18 protein-coding genes are annotated in these 19,624 nt (G+C 64.5%); 8 read left to right on the top strand and 10 right to left on the bottom strand.

Features of this window, described 5'->3' with window-relative positions; translation table 11 throughout:
- Positions 1-77: 77 nt before the first annotated feature.
- On the top strand, positions 78-542 hold the full coding sequence (locus FJ973_RS12370) for a cupin domain-containing protein (protein ID WP_140556002.1): 465 nt from the start codon (positions 78-80) through the stop codon (positions 540-542).
- A gap of 142 nt (positions 543-684) precedes the next feature.
- Positions 685-1,077, top strand: coding sequence for a RidA family protein (locus FJ973_RS12365; protein WP_013530107.1), 393 nt, complete (start codon positions 685-687; stop codon positions 1,075-1,077).
- Between the two features lie 286 nt (positions 1,078-1,363).
- Here the strand turns inward: FJ973_RS12365 and carB are convergent, their stop codons facing one another.
- From carB to FJ973_RS12345, 4 genes are all read right to left on the bottom strand, one after another.
- Positions 1,364-4,855 carry a carbamoyl-phosphate synthase large subunit gene (carB, locus tag FJ973_RS12360; protein WP_140556000.1) on the bottom strand — a complete coding sequence of 1,164 codons (3,492 nt, stop codon included), beginning with the start codon at positions 4,853-4,855 and terminating at the stop codon, positions 1,364-1,366.
- A 256-nt stretch (positions 4,856-5,111) separates the two neighbouring features.
- Entirely contained in the window at positions 5,112-5,957 is an 846-nt protein-coding gene (locus FJ973_RS12355; protein WP_140555998.1) for an SH3 domain-containing protein, read from the bottom strand.
- A gap of 248 nt (positions 5,958-6,205) precedes the next feature.
- Positions 6,206-6,964: a metallophosphoesterase family protein gene (locus FJ973_RS12350; RefSeq protein ID WP_140555996.1), complete on the bottom strand. Its 759-nt coding sequence runs from the start codon at positions 6,962-6,964 to the stop codon at positions 6,206-6,208.
- A gap of 71 nt (positions 6,965-7,035) precedes the next feature.
- On the bottom strand, positions 7,036-7,392 hold the full coding sequence (locus FJ973_RS12345; RefSeq protein WP_140495932.1) for a helix-turn-helix transcriptional regulator: 357 nt from the start codon (positions 7,390-7,392) through the stop codon (positions 7,036-7,038).
- A gap of 194 nt (positions 7,393-7,586) precedes the next feature.
- Here FJ973_RS12345 and FJ973_RS12340 point away from each other — a divergent pair, with 194 nt between their 5' ends.
- Entirely contained in the window at positions 7,587-8,765 is a 1,179-nt protein-coding gene (locus FJ973_RS12340) for an MFS transporter (RefSeq protein WP_140495931.1), read from the top strand.
- Between the two features lie 41 nt (positions 8,766-8,806).
- On the opposite strand, the gene FJ973_RS12335 is transcribed toward FJ973_RS12340, so the two are convergent.
- Entirely contained in the window at positions 8,807-9,271 is a 465-nt protein-coding gene (locus FJ973_RS12335; protein ID WP_140495930.1) for a MarR family winged helix-turn-helix transcriptional regulator, read from the bottom strand.
- Positions 9,272-9,463: 192 nt separating this feature from the next.
- On the opposite strand from FJ973_RS12335, the gene FJ973_RS12330 reads away from it, so the two are divergent.
- A complete protein-coding gene (locus tag FJ973_RS12330; RefSeq protein WP_140495929.1) occupies positions 9,464-10,258 on the top strand; it encodes an SDR family oxidoreductase in 795 nt (264 codons plus the stop codon).
- Positions 10,259-10,320: 62 nt separating this feature from the next.
- On the opposite strand, the gene FJ973_RS12325 is transcribed toward FJ973_RS12330, so the two are convergent.
- Complete coding sequence (locus FJ973_RS12325; RefSeq protein WP_140495928.1) at positions 10,321-10,920, bottom strand: LysE family translocator; 600 nt, start codon at positions 10,918-10,920, stop codon at positions 10,321-10,323.
- An 87-nt stretch (positions 10,921-11,007) separates the two neighbouring features.
- Between FJ973_RS12325 and FJ973_RS12320 the strand changes: the two genes are divergently transcribed.
- Positions 11,008-11,886 carry a LysR substrate-binding domain-containing protein gene (locus FJ973_RS12320; protein ID WP_281405509.1) on the top strand — a complete coding sequence of 293 codons (879 nt, stop codon included), beginning with the start codon at positions 11,008-11,010 and terminating at the stop codon, positions 11,884-11,886.
- A 60-nt stretch (positions 11,887-11,946) separates the two neighbouring features.
- Here FJ973_RS12320 and FJ973_RS12315 read toward each other — a convergent pair whose 3' ends face one another.
- The 3 genes from FJ973_RS12315 to FJ973_RS12305 all read right to left on the bottom strand — a co-directional run bounded on the left by FJ973_RS12315 (position 11,947) and on the right by FJ973_RS12305 (position 14,953).
- Complete coding sequence (locus FJ973_RS12315) at positions 11,947-12,597, bottom strand: dihydrofolate reductase family protein (protein ID WP_140495927.1); 651 nt, start codon at positions 12,595-12,597, stop codon at positions 11,947-11,949.
- A gap of 102 nt (positions 12,598-12,699) precedes the next feature.
- On the bottom strand, positions 12,700-13,542 hold the full coding sequence (locus tag FJ973_RS12310; RefSeq protein ID WP_181169820.1) for a protein-L-isoaspartate O-methyltransferase: 843 nt from the start codon (positions 13,540-13,542) through the stop codon (positions 12,700-12,702).
- A 46-nt stretch (positions 13,543-13,588) separates the two neighbouring features.
- Positions 13,589-14,953 carry an Nramp family divalent metal transporter gene (locus FJ973_RS12305; RefSeq protein ID WP_140555994.1) on the bottom strand — a complete coding sequence of 455 codons (1,365 nt, stop codon included), beginning with the start codon at positions 14,951-14,953 and terminating at the stop codon, positions 13,589-13,591.
- A 232-nt stretch (positions 14,954-15,185) separates the two neighbouring features.
- Here FJ973_RS12305 and mntR point away from each other — a divergent pair, with 232 nt between their 5' ends.
- From mntR to FJ973_RS12290, 3 genes are all read left to right on the top strand, one after another.
- Positions 15,186-15,635: a manganese-binding transcriptional regulator MntR gene (gene mntR / locus FJ973_RS12300; protein ID WP_181165236.1), complete on the top strand. Its 450-nt coding sequence runs from the start codon at positions 15,186-15,188 to the stop codon at positions 15,633-15,635.
- A 204-nt stretch (positions 15,636-15,839) separates the two neighbouring features.
- Positions 15,840-16,772, top strand: coding sequence for a neutral zinc metallopeptidase (locus FJ973_RS12295; RefSeq protein ID WP_140555992.1), 933 nt, complete (start codon positions 15,840-15,842; stop codon positions 16,770-16,772).
- 121 nt (positions 16,773-16,893) lie between these two features.
- Positions 16,894-18,195 (top strand): TCR/Tet family MFS transporter, encoded by a 1,302-nt coding sequence (locus FJ973_RS12290; protein ID WP_224680421.1) that lies wholly within the window; start codon positions 16,894-16,896, stop codon positions 18,193-18,195.
- 13 nt (positions 18,196-18,208) lie between these two features.
- Here the strand turns inward: FJ973_RS12290 and carA are convergent, their stop codons facing one another.
- Positions 18,209-19,420 (bottom strand): glutamine-hydrolyzing carbamoyl-phosphate synthase small subunit, encoded by a 1,212-nt coding sequence (gene carA, locus FJ973_RS12285; RefSeq protein WP_140555988.1) that lies wholly within the window; start codon positions 19,418-19,420, stop codon positions 18,209-18,211.
- Between the last annotated feature and the right edge of the window lie 204 nt (positions 19,421-19,624).

Genomic DNA, 19,624 nt, shown 5'->3' with positions numbered 1-19,624 from the left:
GCTCACATCTCGCCACAGGGTTCTTCCCATGCCTGCGTGGGACTACACTGCCGCACCACCCACCCGGGGAAGTACCCATGCCCAAACTCGACCTCGCATCCCTGCCCCTCCGCAAGGGCTCGGGCTATCCCGCGCCCTTCGATGGCCCTTGCGCCGGCCGCAGGCGCCGCAGGCTTGGCGATGCCGGCGGGCTCACCGATTTCGGCGTCAACCTGATGACATTGCCGCCCGGCGGCTGGTCCAGCCAGCGCCACTGGCACAGCCATGAGGACGAGTTCGTCTATGTGCTGGAAGGCGAACTGACGCTGGTCGAGGATGGCGGCGAGACGCTGCTCAGCGCCGGCGACTGCGCCACCTTCGCCAAGAACAGCGGCAATGGCCACCATTTGATCAACCGCTCGTCCACGCCGGCGCTCTACCTCGAGGTCGGCTCGCGCAACCCTGACGATGTCATCACCTGCTCCGACATCGACATGATGAGCCCGAGTTCGGACGGACGCTTCCTGCACAAGGACGGCACGCCTTATCCGGGGCAAGGGTGAAGGCTGGACAACGCGTCGGCGCCAGGGGGAGCGCCCTACGAGATTTCGCAGGCGAGGGACGAGTTCCGGCTCTGGACTGCGGGTCGGCGCTGGCGTTCCCCGGCCGGCACTATAAGCTCCCCCAAACCCAGGGAGCATCACCATGAAAAAAGAAATCATCGAAGTGCCCGTCATGTCGGACAAGGTGCGGGCGCTCGGCCTGCCCTGTTCGACGGCGGTGAAGGCCAACGGATTCGTGTTCATCTCGGCGACGCCGCCGGTGGACATGGTGACCGGCGAGATGGTGCGCGGCGACATCGAGGTGCAGACCGAGGCGTCGCTGAAGGCGCTGAAACACTGCCTGGAAGCGGCCGGCACCTCGCTGGACAATGTGGTGATGGTGCGCATCTACGCCGTCAATTCCGGCTTCTACAACGCGATTAACCGGGTTTATGCCAGGTACTTCTCGACCAACCCGCCGGCGCGGAGTTTCGTGCCGGTGGCTTCGTGGCCGATGGAGTTTGATATTGAGATTGAGTGTGTGGCGGTGGCGTGAGTGGGCTCCAATGGCCTGCATCCAAGTGAAGAGTAACCCCACTCCTCTACCTCGCCAAGGGGGAGAGGTTTTCTCTGTCACAGATACAGCAGATTCTAGATACGCTCGGTCAATGGTCGAAGCAAATTGAAGGTGTTTCTAAAACGAACCGGAATAAACGTTTGCAAAGAACAGTGTCGATTCGTCTGCCGACTATTTGATAGCGCTTAAGAATCCGAGGAGAAAGTGACCTTTGATTTCTCGTGGGTGTCATCGTCTCGGAATTTTTCACTGATTGGCTGTCGCCTTAAGCAAAATACTCCTGCAGCGGCCGCACCTCCAAGCTCCCAGCCTTCAGCGCCGCGATCGCTTCGGCCACCGCGGCGGCACCCGACAGAGTCGTGTAATACGGCACCTTCTGCATCAGCGTCGCTCGCCGCAACGACTTCGAGTCCGACACCGCCTTCTGGCCATCCGTGGTGTTGAAGACGATCTGGACCTGACGGTTGCGGATGGCGTCTTCGATGTGGGGGCGGCCTTCGAGCACCTTGTTGATTTTCTCGGCGACGACGCCGTTTTCGGCGAGGAAGCGGGCGGTGCCTGACGTGGCCATCACCTTGAAGCCGAGGCCGGCGAGGCGCTTGACCGCCGGCAATATGCCTTTCTTGTCCTCGTCGCGCACCGAGACGAACAGCGTGCCGGAGCGCGGCAGGTCGACGCCGGCGCCCAACTGGCTCTTGGCGAAGGCAAGCGCGAAATCGCGGTCGAGGCCCATGACCTCGCCGGTCGAGCGCATTTCCGGGCCGAGCAGGATGTCGACGCCGGGGAAGCGGGCGAAGGGGAAGACGGCTTCCTTGACCGCGATGTGGCCGGGATTGCGCGGGTCGGGCATGGCGCCGTAATGGGCGAAGGCGTCTTCCAGGCTCTCGCCGGCCATGATGCGGGCGGCGATCTTGGCAATGGGGCGGCCGATGGTCTTGGCGACGAAGGGCACGGTGCGGGATGCGCGCGGGTTGACCTCCAGCACATAGACCGTGCCGTCCTTGATCGCGTACTGCACGTTCATCAACCCGCCGACATTGAGCGCGCGGGCAAGGGCTGCCGTCTGGCGCTCCAACTCGTCGACCAGCTCCGAAGGCAGCGAGTGCACCGGGAGCGAGCAGGCCGAGTCGCCCGAATGGATGCCGGCCTCCTCGATGTGCTCCAATATGCCCGACACGAAGGTCGCCTTGCCGTCGCAGAGGCAGTCGACATCGACCTCGATGGCGCCACTGAGATAGGTGTCGAACAGCAGCGGGTTCTTGCCCAGCAGCGTGTTGATCTGGCCAGTCTTGTCGTTGGGGTATTTCTGCTTGATGTCCTCCGGCACCAGGCCGGGCACGGTGTCGAGCAAATAGGATTGCAGCATGCCCTCGTCATGGATGATCTGCATGGCGCGGCCGCCCAGCACATAGGAGGGGCGCACCACCAGGGGGAAGCCGAGCTCGCCGGCGACGAGGCGGGCCTGCTCGACCGAATAGGCAATGCCGTTCTTCGGCTGGCTGAGATTGAGCTTGTGCAGCAGCTTCTGGAAGCGGTCGCGGTCCTCCGCCAGATCGATCATGTCGGGCGAGGTGCCGAGGATCGGGATGCCGGCCTTCTCCAGCGCATCGGCGAGCTTCAGCGGCGTCTGGCCGCCGAACTGGACGATGACGCCGACCAGCTCGCCCGAGACCTGCTCGGCGCGCAGGATCTCCAGCACGTCCTCCGCCGTCAGGGGATCGAAATAGAGCCGGTCCGACGTGTCGTAGTCGGTCGACACGGTCTCCGGGTTGCAGTTGATCATGATCGCTTCATAGCCGGCGTCGCGCAGCGCAAACGCGGCATGGCAGCAGCAATAGTCGAATTCGATGCCCTGGCCGATGCGGTTCGGACCGCCGCCGAGGATAACCACCTTCTTGCGCGACGACACCTGCGCCTCGTTGGCGAGCGCGCCGGCGAAGGGCACTTCATAAGTGGAGTACATGTAGGCGGTGGGCGACGCGAACTCGGCCGCACAGGTGTCGATGCGCTTATAAACTGGATGAACGTCGAGCTTTTCGCGAATCTTCTGAACGACTTCCACGTCGGTCCTCGTCAGTGACGCGAGGCGGGCGTCCGAAAAGCCCATGGCCTTCAACATGCGCAGATTGGCGGCATCCTCAGGCAGGCCGTGCTCGCGGATGCGGGCTTCCATGGCGAGGATGCCCGCGATCTGCTCTAGGAACCAGGGGTCGATCTTGCACATTGCGTGCACGTCTTCGAGCGAGGTGCCCATGCGGATCGCCTGCGCCACCATGCGCAGCCGGTCGGGCGTCGGCGTGCCGAGTGCTGCACGGATGGCGTTGCGGTCGTCAGTGCTGTTGGCCGAGCCGAGGCCGGGGATCTCGATCTCGTCGAGACCGGTGAGGCCGGTTTCCAGCCCGCGCAGCGCCTTCTGCAGGGATTCCTGGAAGGTGCGGCCGATGGCCATGACTTCGCCGACCGACTTCATGGCGGTGGTCAGCACAGGCTCGGCGCCGGGGAATTTTTCGAAGGCAAAGCGCGGGATCTTGGTGACGACGTAATCGATAGACGGCTCGAACGAGGCCGGTGTCGCGCCGCCGGTGATATCGTTCTCCAGCTCGTCCAGCGTGTAGCCGACGGCAAGCTTGGCGGCGATCTTGGCGATCGGGAAGCCGGTCGCCTTCGAGGCCAGCGCCGAGGAGCGGGAGACGCGCGGGTTCATCTCGATGACGACAAGGCGGCCATCGGCCGGGTTGACGGCGAACTGAACGTTGGAGCCGCCGGTCTCGACGCCGATCTCGCGCAGCACCGCGATCGAGGCGTTGCGCATCATCTGGTATTCCTTGTCGGTCAAGGTCAGCGCCGGGGCGACGGTGATCGAATCGCCCGTGTGCACGCCCATCGGGTCGATGTTCTCGATCGAGCAGACGATGATGCAATTGTCCGCTCTGTCGCGGACGACCTCCATCTCGTATTCCTTCCAGCCGAGCACGCTCTCCTCGATCAGCACTTCGGTGGTCGGCGAGGCGTCGAGGCCGGACTGGACGATGTCGAAGAATTCGGCCCTGTTGTAGGCGATGCCGCCGCCGGTGCCGCCCATGGTGAAGGAGGGGCGGATGATGGCGGGCAGGCCGACATGGTCGAGCGCCTGGGCGGCGATCGCCATGGCGTGACTGATGTAGCGCTGCTTGCGGTCGCCTTCGCCGAGGTTCCAGCTTGTCTCCAGCGCGTCGAGCGCGGCGTCGAGGTTGTCGGGCTTTTCGGCCTTCAGTGCCGCGCGTTCGGCCTCATGCGTCTTGCGGTCGGCGTTCTTGACGTCGGTGGCGTTGGCCAGCATCGACTTCGGCGTTTCCAGGCCGATCTTCTTCATCGCCTCGCGGAACAGCGCCCGGTCCTCGGCCTTGTCGATGGCCGTGGCGTCGGCGCCGATCATCTCGACATTATAGCGCTCCAGCACGCCCATGCGGCGCAGCGACAGGGCGGTGTTGAGCGCGGTCTGGCCGCCCATGGTCGGCAGCAGCGCATCGGGCCGTTCCTTGGCGATGATCTTGGCCACGACCTCGGGGGTGATCGGCTCGATATAGGTGGCATCGGCCAGTTCCGGGTCGGTCATGATGGTGGCCGGGTTGGAATTGACCAGGATGACGCGGAAACCTTCTTCCTTCAGCGCCTTGCAGGCCTGGGTGCCGGAATAGTCGAACTCGCAGGCCTGGCCGATGACGATGGGGCCGGCCCCGATGATCAGGATCGACTTGATGTCGGTGCGTCTTGGCATCTTTATGAATTCCGTTCGGCGAGCGGCTTGCACGAAAAACCGGGACGGGAGACCCGGCCGGTTGTGCTTGCGATTCTGGTATCAGGCTAGGAGGGCCTTATAGGGAAGAGTTTTGCGGGATGTAACCCCGAAAATGAGGGCAGTAGGGCAGTAGGGCAGTAGGGCAGTAGGGCAGTAGGGCAGTAGGGCAGTAGGGCAGTCACTCCAGGCACTTCACATATTGCCTTACTGCCCTACTGCCCCATTGCCTTCCAAACTAATGCCCAAACGCCACGGCATCCGTAATCTCGAATCGCTCCGAGATGCCGACGCGGATCATGCTGAGGCTGCCTTCGCGGGTGAAGCGGAAATCGCTGTCGCCGTCGGAGCCGGCGGGCAGTCCGCCATAGAAGGAGATGACGCGGCTGCCGCCGTCCGGCCAGGTCACGGTGACGTCGGCCTTGTCGCTGCCCTTGTGCTCGACGCTTGCCGCGCAAAGGGTCATCGGCTGGCCGACATTGCGCGCACAGGGAATTTCAATGGCGGCGCCTCCGGCGGTGGCCTCCGCCTGTGCCGGATTCTCCCCAGTGCGCGGTTCATTCGCCACCAGCGCCAGGCCGTAAGCATCCTGCATGGCGATCACCGCGGCGGATTTCGGCGTGGTTGCGGGGGCAGCCGCATTGTCGGCTCCGCCTAGCCGCGCCGTCAGGTCGGGCGGCTGAGCGGCCGCGGGGCTGGCGGCGCCGAGCGCCTGGCCTGCATTGTTGGTCGCGGCAGCGGCCGCATCCGCCTGATCCGGATCGGGCGGCGAAGCCGGATTGACGGGGTTCAGGTAGCGGGCAGGGGTCCAGCCGCTGATTTTCGGGTTCTCGGCCTCGACCTTGCACCATTGCCGGCCGTCTACGTCGATGCAGCCGAGATTGTTCACGCTGGCGCCATTGGCCAGACGCGCCTCGGTCTTGCCGATCGGCGATGGCTGGGCGCGGACGTTGAGGAGATCGTCGGGGGCGAGGCCGGTGACGATGGAGATGAACGGCCCCTCTTCGGCATGGGCCACCGTCAGAAGCACAGGAGCGGCGATCAGCGCGAAGAGCGTCGTTCGGAGCGTAGACCAGCGCTTCATCACTTCGCCGTGGCCGATAGATTGCATTACCAAAGGCACCGCCAGATACGAAAACGCCGCCACACGCGAAGCCGATTTTATAGGCGACGACGCTGCGCCATGTCCAGAAGCGAGATTTTCTTCCGGCAGGGACGGAGCTGCGTGAGGGCGATGATCGGAGAGCGGGGAGAGAGCTCAGCCTGGCATGCGCTTGCTCGCGGCATGAATGCAAAAAGCATTCAGCCGGGCGGCATGAATGCAAAAAGCATTCAGCCTGACATGAAGCCGGTTCGCAGCGCATGGGCCCATTCGGGCCGTCCCGCCTGTTCGGCCTGGCCAGCGGCCGCCTCGTGATCGTAATCGACGGCGATGGCCTCGAAACGGTCGGGCCGGCCGGGCTCGCCTGAAGTGACGATGCCATAGCGCGCATGCGGCGCGCCCTGCTCGGAGGAATGCGCCGGCGGCGTCGAGTCTTCATAGGCGGGACAGCCGACGCTGCCCGGGTTGAAGATCACCGGACCGCCGGGCAAGCGGATCAGTTCGGCCCGGTGGCTATGGCCGCACAGGGCCAGGCGGCAGGCCGGATCGAGCGCCTTCAACCGCCGCCGGATCGCCGCCAGCGGCGCACGCACCAGCCGGCCGTCGGCGATCGCATCGAGCAGGTATTTCTCGTCGTGATCGGGCCTGGCATGAAAAGCGATCACGCCGGGCGCGATCTCCAGCGTCAGAGGCTGGGCGAACAGCACCTCGCGCTGCGCCCCGGTCAGCCGTTCCTGCGCGTAGATGTCGGAGGCCCACATGGTCTCATCGGCCGGATCGGCGGCGACGCGGCGGTCATGATTGCCGCGCACGGTCGGCAGGTCCAGCGCTTCCAGCCGCGCAAACGTCTCGCGCGGCCAGAGCGGACCCGAAACGCTGTCGCCGAGATTGACCGTGATATCCGCGCCGCCGCGCCGCTCGAGGTCGGCGAGCACGGCGTCAAGCGCCAGCACATTGCCGTGGATATCGGCGAGGACAGCAATGCGCATGGGGAGCTCCGGTTGTGAGGCAGCGTTTCCTCTCCCCACTTCCGTGGGGGCGAGAACCCAGATCCCGCGAGTCAGGCCGTCACTTCGATATCATGGCCGCCGACCGCCGGCAGCGCCGGATCGTCGCCTGCGGCGGCAATAATGCTGTCGAGCAGGCCGGGGAAGCGGGCATCGAGATCGGCGCGGCGCAGCGTGATCATGCGGTTGGTGCCGGCCACTTCTGCGCGAGTCACGCCGGCCTCGCGCAGCTTTGCCAGGTGGTAGCTCAGATTGGTCTTGGAGGCGAGATCGAGGAATTTGCTGCAGTTCAGCGGCACGCCTTCCTTGCTGGCGAGATAACGCACGATCGCCAGCCGCGTCGGGTCGCCGAGCACGGCGAGCACGATCGGCAGGCTGATCTGGTCCGTATTAGGATGTGGCAGGCTCATGGCTGCAACCTAAGCACAGTTCCGGCCGATTTCAACGCACCCGCTCCGCGTCTGCCGTGCACACCGCTCTCCCTTTCACGACCGTGCTGACACAGGGCTGTCAGGATGGTTGTGCTATTTTTCCCTGGCTTCATTGACATCCTGCCGGGTTATGTCCAATTGTTCAATAACTTTTGAACTAAGGACACATCGCCATGGACAAGCGGATCTTCTGGCTTGCGCTCGGATCGTTTGCGATCTCGACCGAAGGCTTCGTCATCTCCAGCCTTCTGCCCGACATCGCCTGGGATGCCGGCATCTCCGTTCCGCTCGCCGGCACGCTGATCACCGCCTTCGCGCTCGCTTATGCGGTCGGCACGCCGATCCTGGCGACGCTGACCGGCGAATGGGACCGGCGCCGCGTCATCCTGTGGACGCTGGTGTTCTTCGTCATCGGCAATGTTGCCGCGGCCTTGAGCTCCTCCTTCGAAGTGCTGCTCGCCGCGCGCATCATCATGGCGCTGTCGTCTGGCCTGTTCGCGGCGACCGCGCAAGGCACGGCGGTGGCGCTGGTCGATGACCATCACCGGGCCCGCGCCATTGCCGTCGTCGTCGGCGGCACCACGGTGGCGGTGGCGGTGGGCGCCCCGCTCGGTGCGCTGGTCGCGGCGATAGCCGGCTGGCGCGGCACGTTCTATGCCATCGCAGGCCTCGGCGCGCTCGCCGGCGTCATCCTCTGGTATCGGCTGCCGCGCGGCATCATCGGCACCAAGCTGCCGCTGAAGCGCCGGCTGGCGGCGGCAATGCGTCCCGGCGTGATGCCGATCCTGGTGACGACCACGCTTGCCCTCATTGGCGCCTTCACCGTGTTCAGCTTCATCGCGCCGCTGGCCATCGAAGCCAGCGGGCTCTCCCCGATAGCGCTGCCCGGCATGCTGCTCGCTTTCGGCGTTGGCGCCGTCATCGGCAACATCGCCGGCGGCCAGGCCGCGGACCGCTTCGGCGCTACGCGCACCGTCGGCTGGTCGCTGGCGCTGAGCGCTGCCATGCTCGTCACCTTCTCGCTGATCCCGGCCTTCCTGCCACATCATCTCGCCGGGCCGGCGCTGATGGGCATGATGGTGCCATGGGGCATCGTCGGCTGGGCCTTCCCGCCGGCGCAGGCGAGCCGCATCATCAAGCTCGCCCCCGACGCTGCCCCGATCGTGCTGTCGCTCAACGCCTCGGCGCTCTATCTCGGCGTGGCGCTCGGCGCGGTGGTTGGCGGCGCCGTGCTGCGCTATGGCGGTCCGGCCGATCTGGGCCTCATCGCGGCCGTCTTCCCCGTCGTCGGGCTCGGCATCGTGCTGGCCGGCCGGATGCTGGCGCGGCCGGTCGCCATGCCGGCGGAGTAGAGGGCGCCGAGCTTTTCGTCACTGGTTCTTACGCGGCCGCTTCAACTGGAGGGAGCGGCCGCCGGCGTTTCGAGGTCCAGAGAGGCCACATCATCCAGCGTCGCACGCAGCTTCGCGGCTTGCTCCGCGCCGATCATCTCCTCGAAGCGCTGCTGGGCGACACTCCACAGCCTGATCGCCTCTTCGAGCTTGGCCTGGCCGTGCGGCGTCAGCCGGACGCGCTTGACGCGGCGATCGTCCTTATCGGGGAAGGTTTCGACATAGCCGTCGCGGACCAGCGGCTTCAGCGTATGGCCGAGCGCCGAGAGATCCATGATCAGCGCCTCGGCAACGGTCCCCATCGCCGGTTCGCTGCTGGCACTGATCTGAAAGAGCAGGCCAAATTGCGTGCCTTTCAGCCCGGAAGGCGCAAGCGCGTCGTCGTAGAAGCGGCCGAGCCTGCGCGCGGTGCGCCGCAAGGTGGCATTGTTGCACCGGCTGAATCCCGGTTGCTGAAGATCGGTCATGTCAACTCCTCGCTGGCAAAGCCTGTGCCAGCCTGCCGCAGAAATAGTTTTCGCGGCCGCCGTTGACAAGATAGTGGCATATACCTACTTCGCCGAAAGTGGCATATGCCACCAATTGACGATCGAGAAGCTCGGCAGCCGGCGCATCCGTCGAAGCCGAACCAGAGCGAAGAGCGCGAAAGGAACAGGACAATGAGCAAGAATGAGAAGAAGGGCACCGCCGTCATCACCGGCGCTTCCTCCGGCATCGGCGCTGTCTATGCCGACCGGCTGGCGGGGCAGGGATATGATCTGGTGCTGGTGGCGCGCCGCGCCGACCGGCTCGAGGAATTGGCTGAAAGGCTGCGCTATGCCTATAGCCGCAAGGTCAGCGTGATCAGTGCCGATCTGGCCGACGACGATGATGTGCGGCGGGTGGAGCGGGCGGTATCGACGGATGACAGCGTCACGCTGTTGGTCAACAATGCCGGGCTTGGCGGTGCGCAGGTGGTTGCGACGGCGGACGCCGATGCGGCTGAACGCATGATCAAGGTCAATGTGATCGCCCTGACGCGGTTGACGCGTGCTGTGCTGCCGGGATTTCTCGCGCGCAACCGCGGCGCTATCGTCAACATCGCCTCGGTGCTGGCCTTCGACACCTCATTCGGCGGCATCTACAGCGGCACCAAGGCCTATGTCGTCAACTTCACCGAAGCCCTGCAGCGCGAGGTCGCCGGCACCGACGTCCAGGCGCAGGTGGTGCTGCCGGGGGCGACCCGGACCGATTTCTGGGAAGCCGCGGGAAGCGATATCGACCAGCTTCCGAAGGAAATCATCATGACCGCCGACGATATGGTCGATGCTGCCCTTGTCGGCCTGGCCAGGGGCGAAGCCGTCACCGTGCCCGCGCTTGCCGATACGGCCAAGCTGGACGCCTTCCTTGGCGCCCGGCAGACCTTCTACGGCAGCCTGCACGCCGACAAGCCAGCCGCACGCTACGCGGCTTGACAGGATTCGGGTTCCTCGCCTCGCCTTGCGGGGGCGAGGAACCCAGGTTCTGCAGGCCCATCTTACGCCTGCCGCCACATCGGAATGATCGATGCCGCCAGCACCAGGCCGAGCAGGATATTGAGCGCGCGCCATTGCTGCTCGGTCTTCAGCAGCCGGGCGAGCAGCATGCCGGCCACACACCATAGCGACAGCGAGAAGGCGGCGGTGAGGCCGAAGGTGGAGCCGAGCAGCAGGGCCAGCCGCGCCGGCCCGTCGGCGAGTGCGGCGAAGGATGCCGCGGCTCCAAGCCCCATCGCCCAGCCCTTGGGGTTCAGCCACTGAATGCCGGCACCGCCGAGAAAACTGTTCGGTTTGATCATCGTCACATCGAGCTTGGGCGCCCCCGCACGGCCAATCTTGAGCGCCAGCCAGACGAGGTAGAGTGAGCCGGCGATCTTCATGGCAAGCTGCAAGGACGGCATGGCGAGAAGCAGGCCGGCCAGTCCGGCGGCCGCCGCCCCGGTGACTGTGGCCAGGCCGGCCGCGCTGCCAACCACCAGCGGGATGGAGCGGCGAAAGCCGAACTGCGCGCCCGACGCCGTTGACAAGGTGGTGGCGATGCCGGGCGTGCTGGTCGCCACCAGGGCGAACAGGATCAGCGGGATGACGGGTTGGAGCATGCGGCGTCCTCTGTCGGAGGCCTCATGTTAGATGCAGCCGCATATCAGTAAATGCAATGTTTACGATGACAAGCATTAGCATCTATAATGCAGGACATGATCCGCAACCTCGATACGACGCTCATGCGCACCTTCGTCACCGTCGCCGACAAGGCCAGCATGACGGCGGCGGCCAATGCGCTGCACCTGACGCAAGGCGCCGTCAGCCAGCAAGTCCGGCGGCTGGAGGAGGCGCTCGGCCGCAGCCTGTTCGAGCGCGACCGGCGCGGCTTGCGGCTGACCTCTGCCGGCGAGCGGCTGTTCGGCAAGGCAAAGCGGCTGCTCAGCCTCAACGACGAGATCTGGGCCGAAATGGCTGCCAATGCCGTGGCCGGCCAGGTGCGGTTCGGCGTGCCTTACGACCTCGTCGGCACGACGCTGGCGCCGGTGCTGAAGGCCTATGCGCAAACCTATCCGCAGGTCGAGATATCGCTGGTCTGCGCCTCCTCGCCGGAACTGGCCGCGGCGCTCGCGGCCGGCACCATCGACCTGGCGGTCATCGAGGAACGGGTGGGGGCGTCGGATGGCGAGTGCCTCGCCATCGATCGGCTGGTGTGGGTCGGCGCCAAGGGCGGTCTCGCGCGCGCCAAGCGTCCCCTACCGGTCTCGATGGTCGCCGACAGCTGCGCCTTCCGGCCGGTGGTGCTTTCGGCGCTCCACGAGCATGGGCTGGAATGGCGCACCGTGTTCGAGAACGGCAATATTGACGCGACGACCGCAACGGTGCGTTCCGATCTGGCCGTCACAACCTGGCTGGCCTCCACGGTGCCGGCCGATCTCGACATATTGCCGTCCGAATCCGGCCTGCCGCCGCTGCCGAATTTCTCGATCAACCTGCATCTGCCGAGGCACGGCGTCGGCCCGGCGGCGCAAGCGTTCGCACGGCACATACGCGACGGGCTGGCGCGCCGGCCGCAGGCGGCTTGAGGGACTTCTCAGAACCTGGTTTCTCTCCTCCACGAACGTGGAGGAGAGGAAAAGAAGCGTTTACTTCCAGGTCCTGCGCCGCTCGAGCTCGGCGTCGGATGGCTCCCCCGTGACAAAGGAACCGGTCTTGATTTCGCCGGCGCGCTCGTAGATCGCCATGATGACGCCGGTGCTGGAAGTCTGCGAGCGGGTCAGCTTGAAGGCAGCCGGCATCGCGTCATCGCCGAACAGCCGCTTGCCCTTGCCCAGCAACAGCGGGAAGATCATCAGCCGAATCTCGTCGATCAGCCCGTTGGCGAGCAAGGTCTGGATCAGATTGGCCGATCCCTGGATGAGCAGGTCAGGTCCATCTTCCTGTTTGAGGCGGCGCAACGCCGGGACGATATCAGGCCCAAGCGATTGCGTGTTCTGCCAGGTGAGCGAGTCCGGACGATGCGTCGCCACATATTTGTTCGCAGGGTTGAAGGCATCCGCGATCGGATCTTTCTGATACGGCCAGTACGCGGCGAATATGTCGTAGGTTCTGCGGCCGAGCAAGAGGGCGAAGGGCTTGGAGAATAGTTCATCCATCGCCGCGCCCGCCACTTCGTCAAAATAGTGGAACGTCCAGCCGCCGAACTTGAAGCCGCCGACGGGATCCTCCTCCGGGCCGCCCGGCGCTTGCATGACGCCGTCGAGGCTGACGAATGTCGCCGCTATGATCTTTCTCATGGGATGCTCCTCCTGTTTCGATCCATGCCGTCAGGGCCGGACTTCAGTCCAAGGACGGATGACTGGCTGGCCGTCCGACAGGCCCTGCCGAATTTCGGTTCGTCAGCCCCGAGGCCGCGCATCGAGGCTGCGTGACGAAAACCAGACATGCTCAAAGATCGCGGTGGCGGTGCGGTCCGGCAACTTGTCCGCCGTCAGCCAGATCGAGCGGCTGCGCGCGGCCTGGTCGCGCGTCGGGATTTTTGCCGCGGGGCTTGCAATCGACGCGCCGGAGCAAGGGATGAACCAGGAGCGCATGAAAGGGTCGCAGGCAAAACCTTTTTCGGTGCGGGTCACCAGAACGGCCAGGGGAACGCGCTCGGCCGGGCGCCACGGGAAGATCATGCGGCCGTCCGGCTTCAGCGCCTTGAGCCAGCCGGGTGGAGGTGCCGCGACGCCGGCATTGACATAGATGGCATCCGATGGCGGCAAGTCCGATGTGACGGCATCGCCAGGAATGACAGTGACATTCTCGTAGGCCGCAAGGTTTGCCTTTGCCCGCGAGGCAAGATCGGCGTCCAGTTCGAAGGCGGCAACGGTGCCACCAGGTGAAACCAACCTGGCCAGCAAAGCGGTGTAGTAGCCGGTGCCGGCGCCGATGTGAGTGACAGCCTCGCCGGGCCTGGGCGCGAGTTTCCCGATCCACATGGCGTGCAGGAACGGCTCGCCATTGTTGATGCCCTTGTCGGCATCGAGCACCACCAGCACGTTCTGGTAGATGAAGCGCGGGTCGGCGCTCGGCGTCTCGATAACGCCTTTGCCGGCGACGATCGTCCATGGGCCGGGACCGAGAAACGCCTCGCGCGGCACGGCCGCGAACACCTCTTCAAGACGCGGATCGGCGGAATGCGCCTGGGCAGCCATCAGCTTGGCATAGAAGCTTCGGGATTGGGCTATCGTCGTCATGACAGACCGAAAAATAGCGCGGGTCGCGTCTTTGTCGCGGCCGATCTCAGCCGATCCCGAATAGCGTGTCGTAGAGCAGCTTGAAGTTGAGCACCAGGATGATGGCGGCGACCACCCAGGCGAGCGCCGCAACGCCGCGCGGAATGGCGAGATTGCCCATCTTCTTCCCGTCGGAGACGAACTGGACCAGCGGGATCACCGCGAAGGGCAGCTGCATCGACAGGATCACCTGGCTGAACACCAGCAACTGGCCAGTGCCCTTTTCGCCGTAGAGCGCGGTGACGACCACGACGGGGATGATGGCGAGGCCGCGCGTCAGCAGGCGCCGCGCCCATTGCGGGATGCGCAGGCGCAGGAAGCCTTCCATGATGATCTGGCCGGCAAGCGTGGCGGTCACCGTCGAGTTCAGGCCGGAGGCAAGCAGCGCCACGGCAAACAGGATCGAGGCGATGCTCAGGCCGAGCAGCGGCGACAGCAGTTCGAAAGCCTGGCCGATCTCGGCGACGTCGTGGTGGCCGGTGTTGTGGAAGGCGACCGCCGACACGATCAGGATCGAGGCGTTGACGAACAGGGCCAGCATCAGGGCGATGGTCGAGTCCGTCGTTGCCCATTTGATGGCGTCGCGCTTGCCCTTGTCGGTGCGTTCATAGGCGCGGGTCTGCACGATCGAGGAGTGCAGATAGAGATTGTGCGGCATGACGGTTGCGCCGATGATGCCGATGGCGATGTAGAGCATCGCCGGATTGGTGACGATTTCGGATGACGGCACGAACATCGAATGCAGGATCGTGCCGGCCGGCGGCGCGGCGACGAAGATCTGGATGGCAAAGCAGCTGAAGATGATGATCAGAAGCGCGATGACGAAGGCTTCGAGATAGCGGAAGCCCTTGTTCATCAACAAAAGCACCAGGAAGGCGTCGAGCGCGGTGAGCATGGCGCCGCCGATCAGCGGAATGCCGAACAGGAGCTGCAGCGCGATCGCGGTGCCGATCACTTCGGCGAGGTCGCAGGCGATGATGGCGAGCTCGCAGGCGATCCACAGCACGAAGTTCACCGGACGCGGGTAGTAGGCGCGGCAGGCCTGGGCGAGGTCGCGGTCAGTGGCGATGCCGAGACGCGCGGCCAGCGCCTGCAGCAGGATCGCCATCAGGTTGGACAGCATGATGATGAACAGCAGCGTGTAGCCGAACTGGGCGCCGCCGGCGAGGTCTGTCGCCCAGTTGCCCGGGTCCATATAGCCGACCGAGACCATGTAGCCCGGCCCCATGAAGGCAAACAGGCGACGGAACCAGACGCCCGAATTCGGCACGGCGATCGAGGAATTGACCTCGCGCAGACTCGGCTGCTCGTCGCCTGGCCTGTCGAACCGCCACGCGGGTCTGGCTATGGCGGTGGCGTCGGTCTCGGACATGGCGAATTCCGCTTGATGCAATGGATGATGTCTCCTATCTATGTCGCGGCTCAACATTATGCAATATGCTATATTTCATTGATCATGCTTTTGTGATGTGATCGATCGTGCTCCGACGCGGCGGCGATGCGGTTGCGCCTGGGCCCGAATGCAAATAAACGCCAGGATTGTGGGGGCCCGTGCTATGAATGCGGGCCGATTCAATCTTCGGGCAGCCAAGGAGGAGCGCATATTGGCGCTGAAGAACAGACCGGTCCCGCGTGAGCCGCTGCCCGATGCCGATGTCCATTCGGAAGGGTTCCGGCAGACGCGCGAAGCGCGCCGCAGCGCGCTGGTCGAGGACTATGTCGAGTTGATCGCCGACCTGATCGAGGACGGCAACGAGGCTCGCCAGGTCGACATCGCGGCCAGGCTGGGGGTCGCCCAACCGACAGTGGCCAAGATGCTGACCAGGCTGTGTGCCGACGGGCTGGTCTCCAGAAAGCCTTATCGCGGCGTGTTCTTGACCGAAGCAGGTCGCAAGGTCGCGGAAGAGAGCCGCATTCGCCACCAGACGGTGGAGGCTTTTTTGCGTTCGCTCGGCGTCAGCGCCGAGACGGCGCGCATCGATGCCGAGGGCATAGAGCACCATGTCAGTGCCGAGACACTGGAAGCGTTCCGCAAGGCGATGACGGCGGGCTAGGGACTTTGCCAAGCCGTTGGCTCGTTTCGCCGGCGATGCCATAGACATTCCACAGTCGCGGCCAGAGCAGCGGAGCCAACATGCCAGCACGGCCACGGCTGCGAAAAATGCTGTGACTTGGCGCAACCATTGAGATAATTGTTTATGAGGTGGAGCCGGCCTCGCGCCGGATCGACCAGTAAATTCGCAGCGCGGGGAGTTGCCATGCTCTGGAGAGGCCGTCGTCAGAGTGACAATGTCGAGGACCAGCGCAGCAGCGGCGGCGGCGGATTTGGTGGCGGCGGACCCGGCCAGTTCCGCATTCCGATCGGCGGCAGCAGCGGCGGCGGCATGTCGATCTCGACCATCATCATCCTCGTCGTGCTCTATTTCGGCCTGAAAGCCTTCGGCATCGATCCGATCCAGGTGCTGAGCGGCGGCGGTGGAGGCCTGCTGCCTGGCGGCGGCGAGATAACGGACAACAGCGGCAGCCAGGGCGGGGGCACCGGTGCGCCGGCTTCCGACGAGATGAAGCAGTTCGTGGCAACCGTGCTGGCCGAGACCGAGGACACATGGACAGGCATTTTCAAGGCCAACGGACTGACCTATGAGGACCCCAAGCTGGTGCTGTTCAGCGGGCAGATCCGCTCGGCCTGCGGCTTCGCCTCGTCGGCGGCCGGACCGTTCTATTGCCCCGGCGACCACAAGGTCTATCTCGACATGACATTCTTCCAGCAGCTGGACCAGCAGTTCGGCGCCTCGGGCGAGTTCGCGCGGGCCTATGTGATCGCGCATGAGGTCGGCCATCACGTGCAGAATCTGACCGGCATCATGTCCAAATTCAACCAGATGCGGCAAAGCATGGGCGAGGCCGAAGCCAATCAAATGTCGGTGCGCGTCGAGCTTCAGGCCGACTGCTTCGCCGGCGTCTGGGCGCATTACACGGCGCAGAAGGGCATATTGGAGCAAGGCGATATGGAAAGCGCGCTCAATGCCGCCAGGCAGATCGGCGACGATACGCTGCAGAAGAAGATGCAGGGCTACGTAGTGCCGGAAAGCTTCAACCACGGCACGTCGGCGCAGCGGCAGACCTGGCTGGCGCGCGGCTACAAGAGCGGCAAGCTTTCCGACTGCGATACGTTCAACAACCCGATCTGAGCATCCGGTTCTTTCACGGGTGACCTGACGGCAAGGATGTCGTCAGGGGGTGTCAGGATGCGAACGTCCTGCTTGTTCCCTCATTGTTCCTGACGGCCTGCTCGCCTATAAGTGCCTCCGCCTGCGCGCCAGGCGCCGGGAAGGAGCAGACGAAACCATGATCGATCCCAAAACCGCCAAGCGGGGGCTTGCGCTCGTCTTCACGACGCTGCTCCTCGACATCATCGGATTCGGCATCATCATGCCGGTGCTGCCGGCCTACCTGCAAGAATTGACCGGCGTCGGCGTCTCGGAGGCGGCGATCGAGGGCGGATGGCTGTTCTTCGTCTATGCGGCCATGCAGTTCTTCTTCGCGCCCGTCATGGGCGGGTTGAGCGACCGGTTCGGCCGGCGGCCGATCCTTCTCGCCTCCGTGCTGACGTTTTCCATCGACAATCTGATCTGCGCCATAGCCTGGTCCTACCCGATGCTGTTCATCGGGCGCGTGCTGGCCGGCATTTCGGGCGCCAGCTATTCGACCACATCAGCCTTCATCGCCGACATCTCGAACGATGAGAACCGGGCCAAGAATTTCGGCCTGCTCGGCATCGCCTTCGGCGTCGGCTTCGTCATCGGGCCCGTCCTTGGCGGACTGCTCGGCACCTTCGGGCCGCGCGTGCCGTTCTATTTCGCCGCCGGACTTGCCTTGGTGAACTTCCTGATCGCGCTGTTCCTGCTGCCCGAAACGCTCGATGAAAAGCACCGCCGCCGCTTCGAGTGGAAGCGCGCCAACCCAGTCGGCACGCTTCTGCAGATGCGCCAATATCAAGGCATTGGCTGGATCGGGCTCGTCTTCTTCCTGATGACGCTCGGCCACATGATGTATCCGGCGGTCTGGTCGTTCGTCTCCAACTATCGCTATGGCTGGAACGAGCAGCAGATCGGTTTTTCGCTCGGCGCTTTCGGCCTGTGCGGAGCCATCGTCATGGCAACGGTGCTGCCACGCATCATTCCCAGGCTTGGCGAGTGGAGGACGGCGGTGATCGGTCTGGCGTTCACGGCGCTCAGTGCTTTCGGCTACGCCTTCGCGACGCAGGGTTGGATGATTTATGCGGTGATCGTCGTCGGCTGCCTGGAAGCGCTGGCCGACCCGCCGCTCAGGAGCCTCGCCGCCGCCAAGGTGCCGCCTTCGGCGCAGGGTGAATTACAAGGCGCGATGACGTCGATCTTCTCGATCACATCGATCGTCACGCCGCTGCTCTATACCGCGATCTTTTCCTGGTTCACCGGGCCAAGCGCGCCAGTGACCTTCGGCGGTGCGCCTTACCTGGTTGGCGCGGTTTTCCTAGTGCTGGCGCTCGTTGTCTTCGTTACGAAAGTGGCGAGGCCTGCGGCACTCGGAACCGTCACCAAAGGCGTCGCGGAAGATGGGGCACGAATATGAGGATCTGTCGGAACTAAGCCCGTTCGGCCAGCAGTTCCTCGCCGCGCTTTTCGCGGATCAGGTTGACGAAGCGGCGGAACAGATAATGCGAATCCTGCGGGCCGGGCGAGGCCTCGGGGTGGTGCTGGACCGAGAATACCGGCCGGCCTGTCAGCGCGATGCCGCAATTCGAGCCGTCGAACAGCGAGACATGGGTTTCCTCGACGCCTGACGGCAGCGAGTCGGCGTCGACGGCAAAGCCGTGGTTCATCGAGACGATCTCGACCTTGCCTGTAGTGTGGTCCTTGACCGGATGGTTGGCGCCGTGATGGCCCTGATGCATCTTGGCGGTCTTGCCGCCCAGCGCCAGCGCCAGCATCTGGTGGCCGAGGCAGATACCGAACACCGGAATCTCGGTCCTGAGCAGGTCCTGGATGACCGGCACGGCGTAGGCGCCGGTGGCTTCAGGGTCGCCGGGGCCGTTGGACAGGAAGATGCCGTCCGGCTGCATGGCGAGGATTTCCTCGGCGCCGGTCTTGGCCGGAACCACGGTCACCTTGGCACCAAGCCCCGCAAGCAGGCGCAGGATGTTGCGCTTGACGCCATAGTCGATGGCGACGACATGCATGGAGGGCTCGTCCTGTTCGCCAAAGCCCTCGTCCCACACCCAAGGCGTCTCGCGCCACACCGAGGACTGGCCTGACGTGACCTCCTTGGCGAGGTCGAGGCCGATCAGGCCGGACCACGCGGCGGCGCGGCGTTTCAGGTCGTCAAGATCGAAGACGCCGTCGGGCGCATGCGCGATAACGGCGTTGGGCATGCCCTTTTCGCGGATCAACGCGGTCAACGCGCGGGTGTCGATGCCCGAGAGGGCGACGATGCCGCGCTTCTTCAGCCATTGATCGAGATGGCCGGCAGCGCGGTAGTTGGAGGGATTGGTGACATCGGCCTTGAACACGGCGCCGACGGCACCGGCGCGAGCAGCCGGATTGAGGTCCTCGATGTCTTCGCCGTTGGTGCCGATATTACCGACATGCGGGAAGGTGAAGGTGACGATCTGGCCGGCATAGGACGGATCGGTCAGGATCTCCTGATAGCCGGTAAGCGCGGTGTTGAAGCAGACCTCGGCGACCGCCGAACCCGTTGCGCCGAGACCGCGACCCTCAATGACGGTGCCGTCGGCCAGCACCAGCAATGCCGTCGGTTTCTCGGTGGCCCAAGCGGGGGTGGACGCGGTGTCGGCCATGGCGGCACTCCTATCAGGCCGCGCGCTTCAAACAGGCCCGGCGGGCTATTTGCGCGGCAAACGGCGCGGAGCGGCGAATTCGCTGCCTCCACGCACTCAAGCTTCAGTTCATGCAAGGCCCAGTACATAGGGGAAGGGAGCAGGTCGGTCAATGATGATGGGAAATGCCGCTACGATTTATTTCATTGAGCAATATCATAGGCT

The organism is Mesorhizobium sp. B2-1-3, from assembly GCF_006442495.1.
Classification (GTDB): domain Bacteria; phylum Pseudomonadota; class Alphaproteobacteria; order Rhizobiales; family Rhizobiaceae; genus Mesorhizobium.
This window is presented reverse-complemented; position numbering and strand designations above follow the sequence as displayed.

Bases quoted from the DNA above. Each gene is read 5' to 3' on its own strand.
- FJ973_RS12320 (WP_281405509.1), top strand. From the start codon at position 11,008: ATGCAGGACATGATCCGCAACCTCGATACGACGCTCATGCGCACCTTC.
- FJ973_RS12315 (WP_140495927.1), bottom strand. From the start codon at position 12,597: ATGAGAAAGATCATAGCGGCGACATTCGTCAGCCTCGACGGCGTCATG.
- FJ973_RS12350 (WP_140555996.1), bottom strand. From the start codon at position 6,964: ATGCGCATTGCTGTCCTCGCCGATATCCACGGCAATGTGCTGGCGCTT.
- FJ973_RS12365 (WP_013530107.1), top strand. From the start codon at position 685: ATGAAAAAAGAAATCATCGAAGTGCCCGTCATGTCGGACAAGGTGCGG.
- FJ973_RS12295 (WP_140555992.1), top strand. From the start codon at position 15,840: ATGCTCTGGAGAGGCCGTCGTCAGAGTGACAATGTCGAGGACCAGCGC.
- FJ973_RS12335 (WP_140495930.1), bottom strand. From the start codon at position 9,271: ATGACCGATCTTCAGCAACCGGGATTCAGCCGGTGCAACAATGCCACC.
- FJ973_RS12345 (WP_140495932.1), bottom strand. From the start codon at position 7,392: ATGAGCCTGCCACATCCTAATACGGACCAGATCAGCCTGCCGATCGTG.
- FJ973_RS12370 (WP_140556002.1), top strand. From the start codon at position 78: ATGCCCAAACTCGACCTCGCATCCCTGCCCCTCCGCAAGGGCTCGGGC.
- FJ973_RS12330 (WP_140495929.1), top strand. From the start codon at position 9,464: ATGAGCAAGAATGAGAAGAAGGGCACCGCCGTCATCACCGGCGCTTCC.
- FJ973_RS12325 (WP_140495928.1), bottom strand. From the start codon at position 10,920: ATGCTCCAACCCGTCATCCCGCTGATCCTGTTCGCCCTGGTGGCGACC.
- FJ973_RS12355 (WP_140555998.1), bottom strand. From the start codon at position 5,957: ATGAAGCGCTGGTCTACGCTCCGAACGACGCTCTTCGCGCTGATCGCC.
- FJ973_RS12305 (WP_140555994.1), bottom strand. From the start codon at position 14,953: ATGTCCGAGACCGACGCCACCGCCATAGCCAGACCCGCGTGGCGGTTC.
- FJ973_RS12310 (WP_181169820.1), bottom strand. From the start codon at position 13,542: ATGACGACGATAGCCCAATCCCGAAGCTTCTATGCCAAGCTGATGGCT.
- FJ973_RS12340 (WP_140495931.1), top strand. From the start codon at position 7,587: ATGGACAAGCGGATCTTCTGGCTTGCGCTCGGATCGTTTGCGATCTCG.
- carA (WP_140555988.1), bottom strand. From the start codon at position 19,420: ATGGCCGACACCGCGTCCACCCCCGCTTGGGCCACCGAGAAACCGACG.
- carB (WP_140556000.1), bottom strand. From the start codon at position 4,855: ATGCCAAGACGCACCGACATCAAGTCGATCCTGATCATCGGGGCCGGC.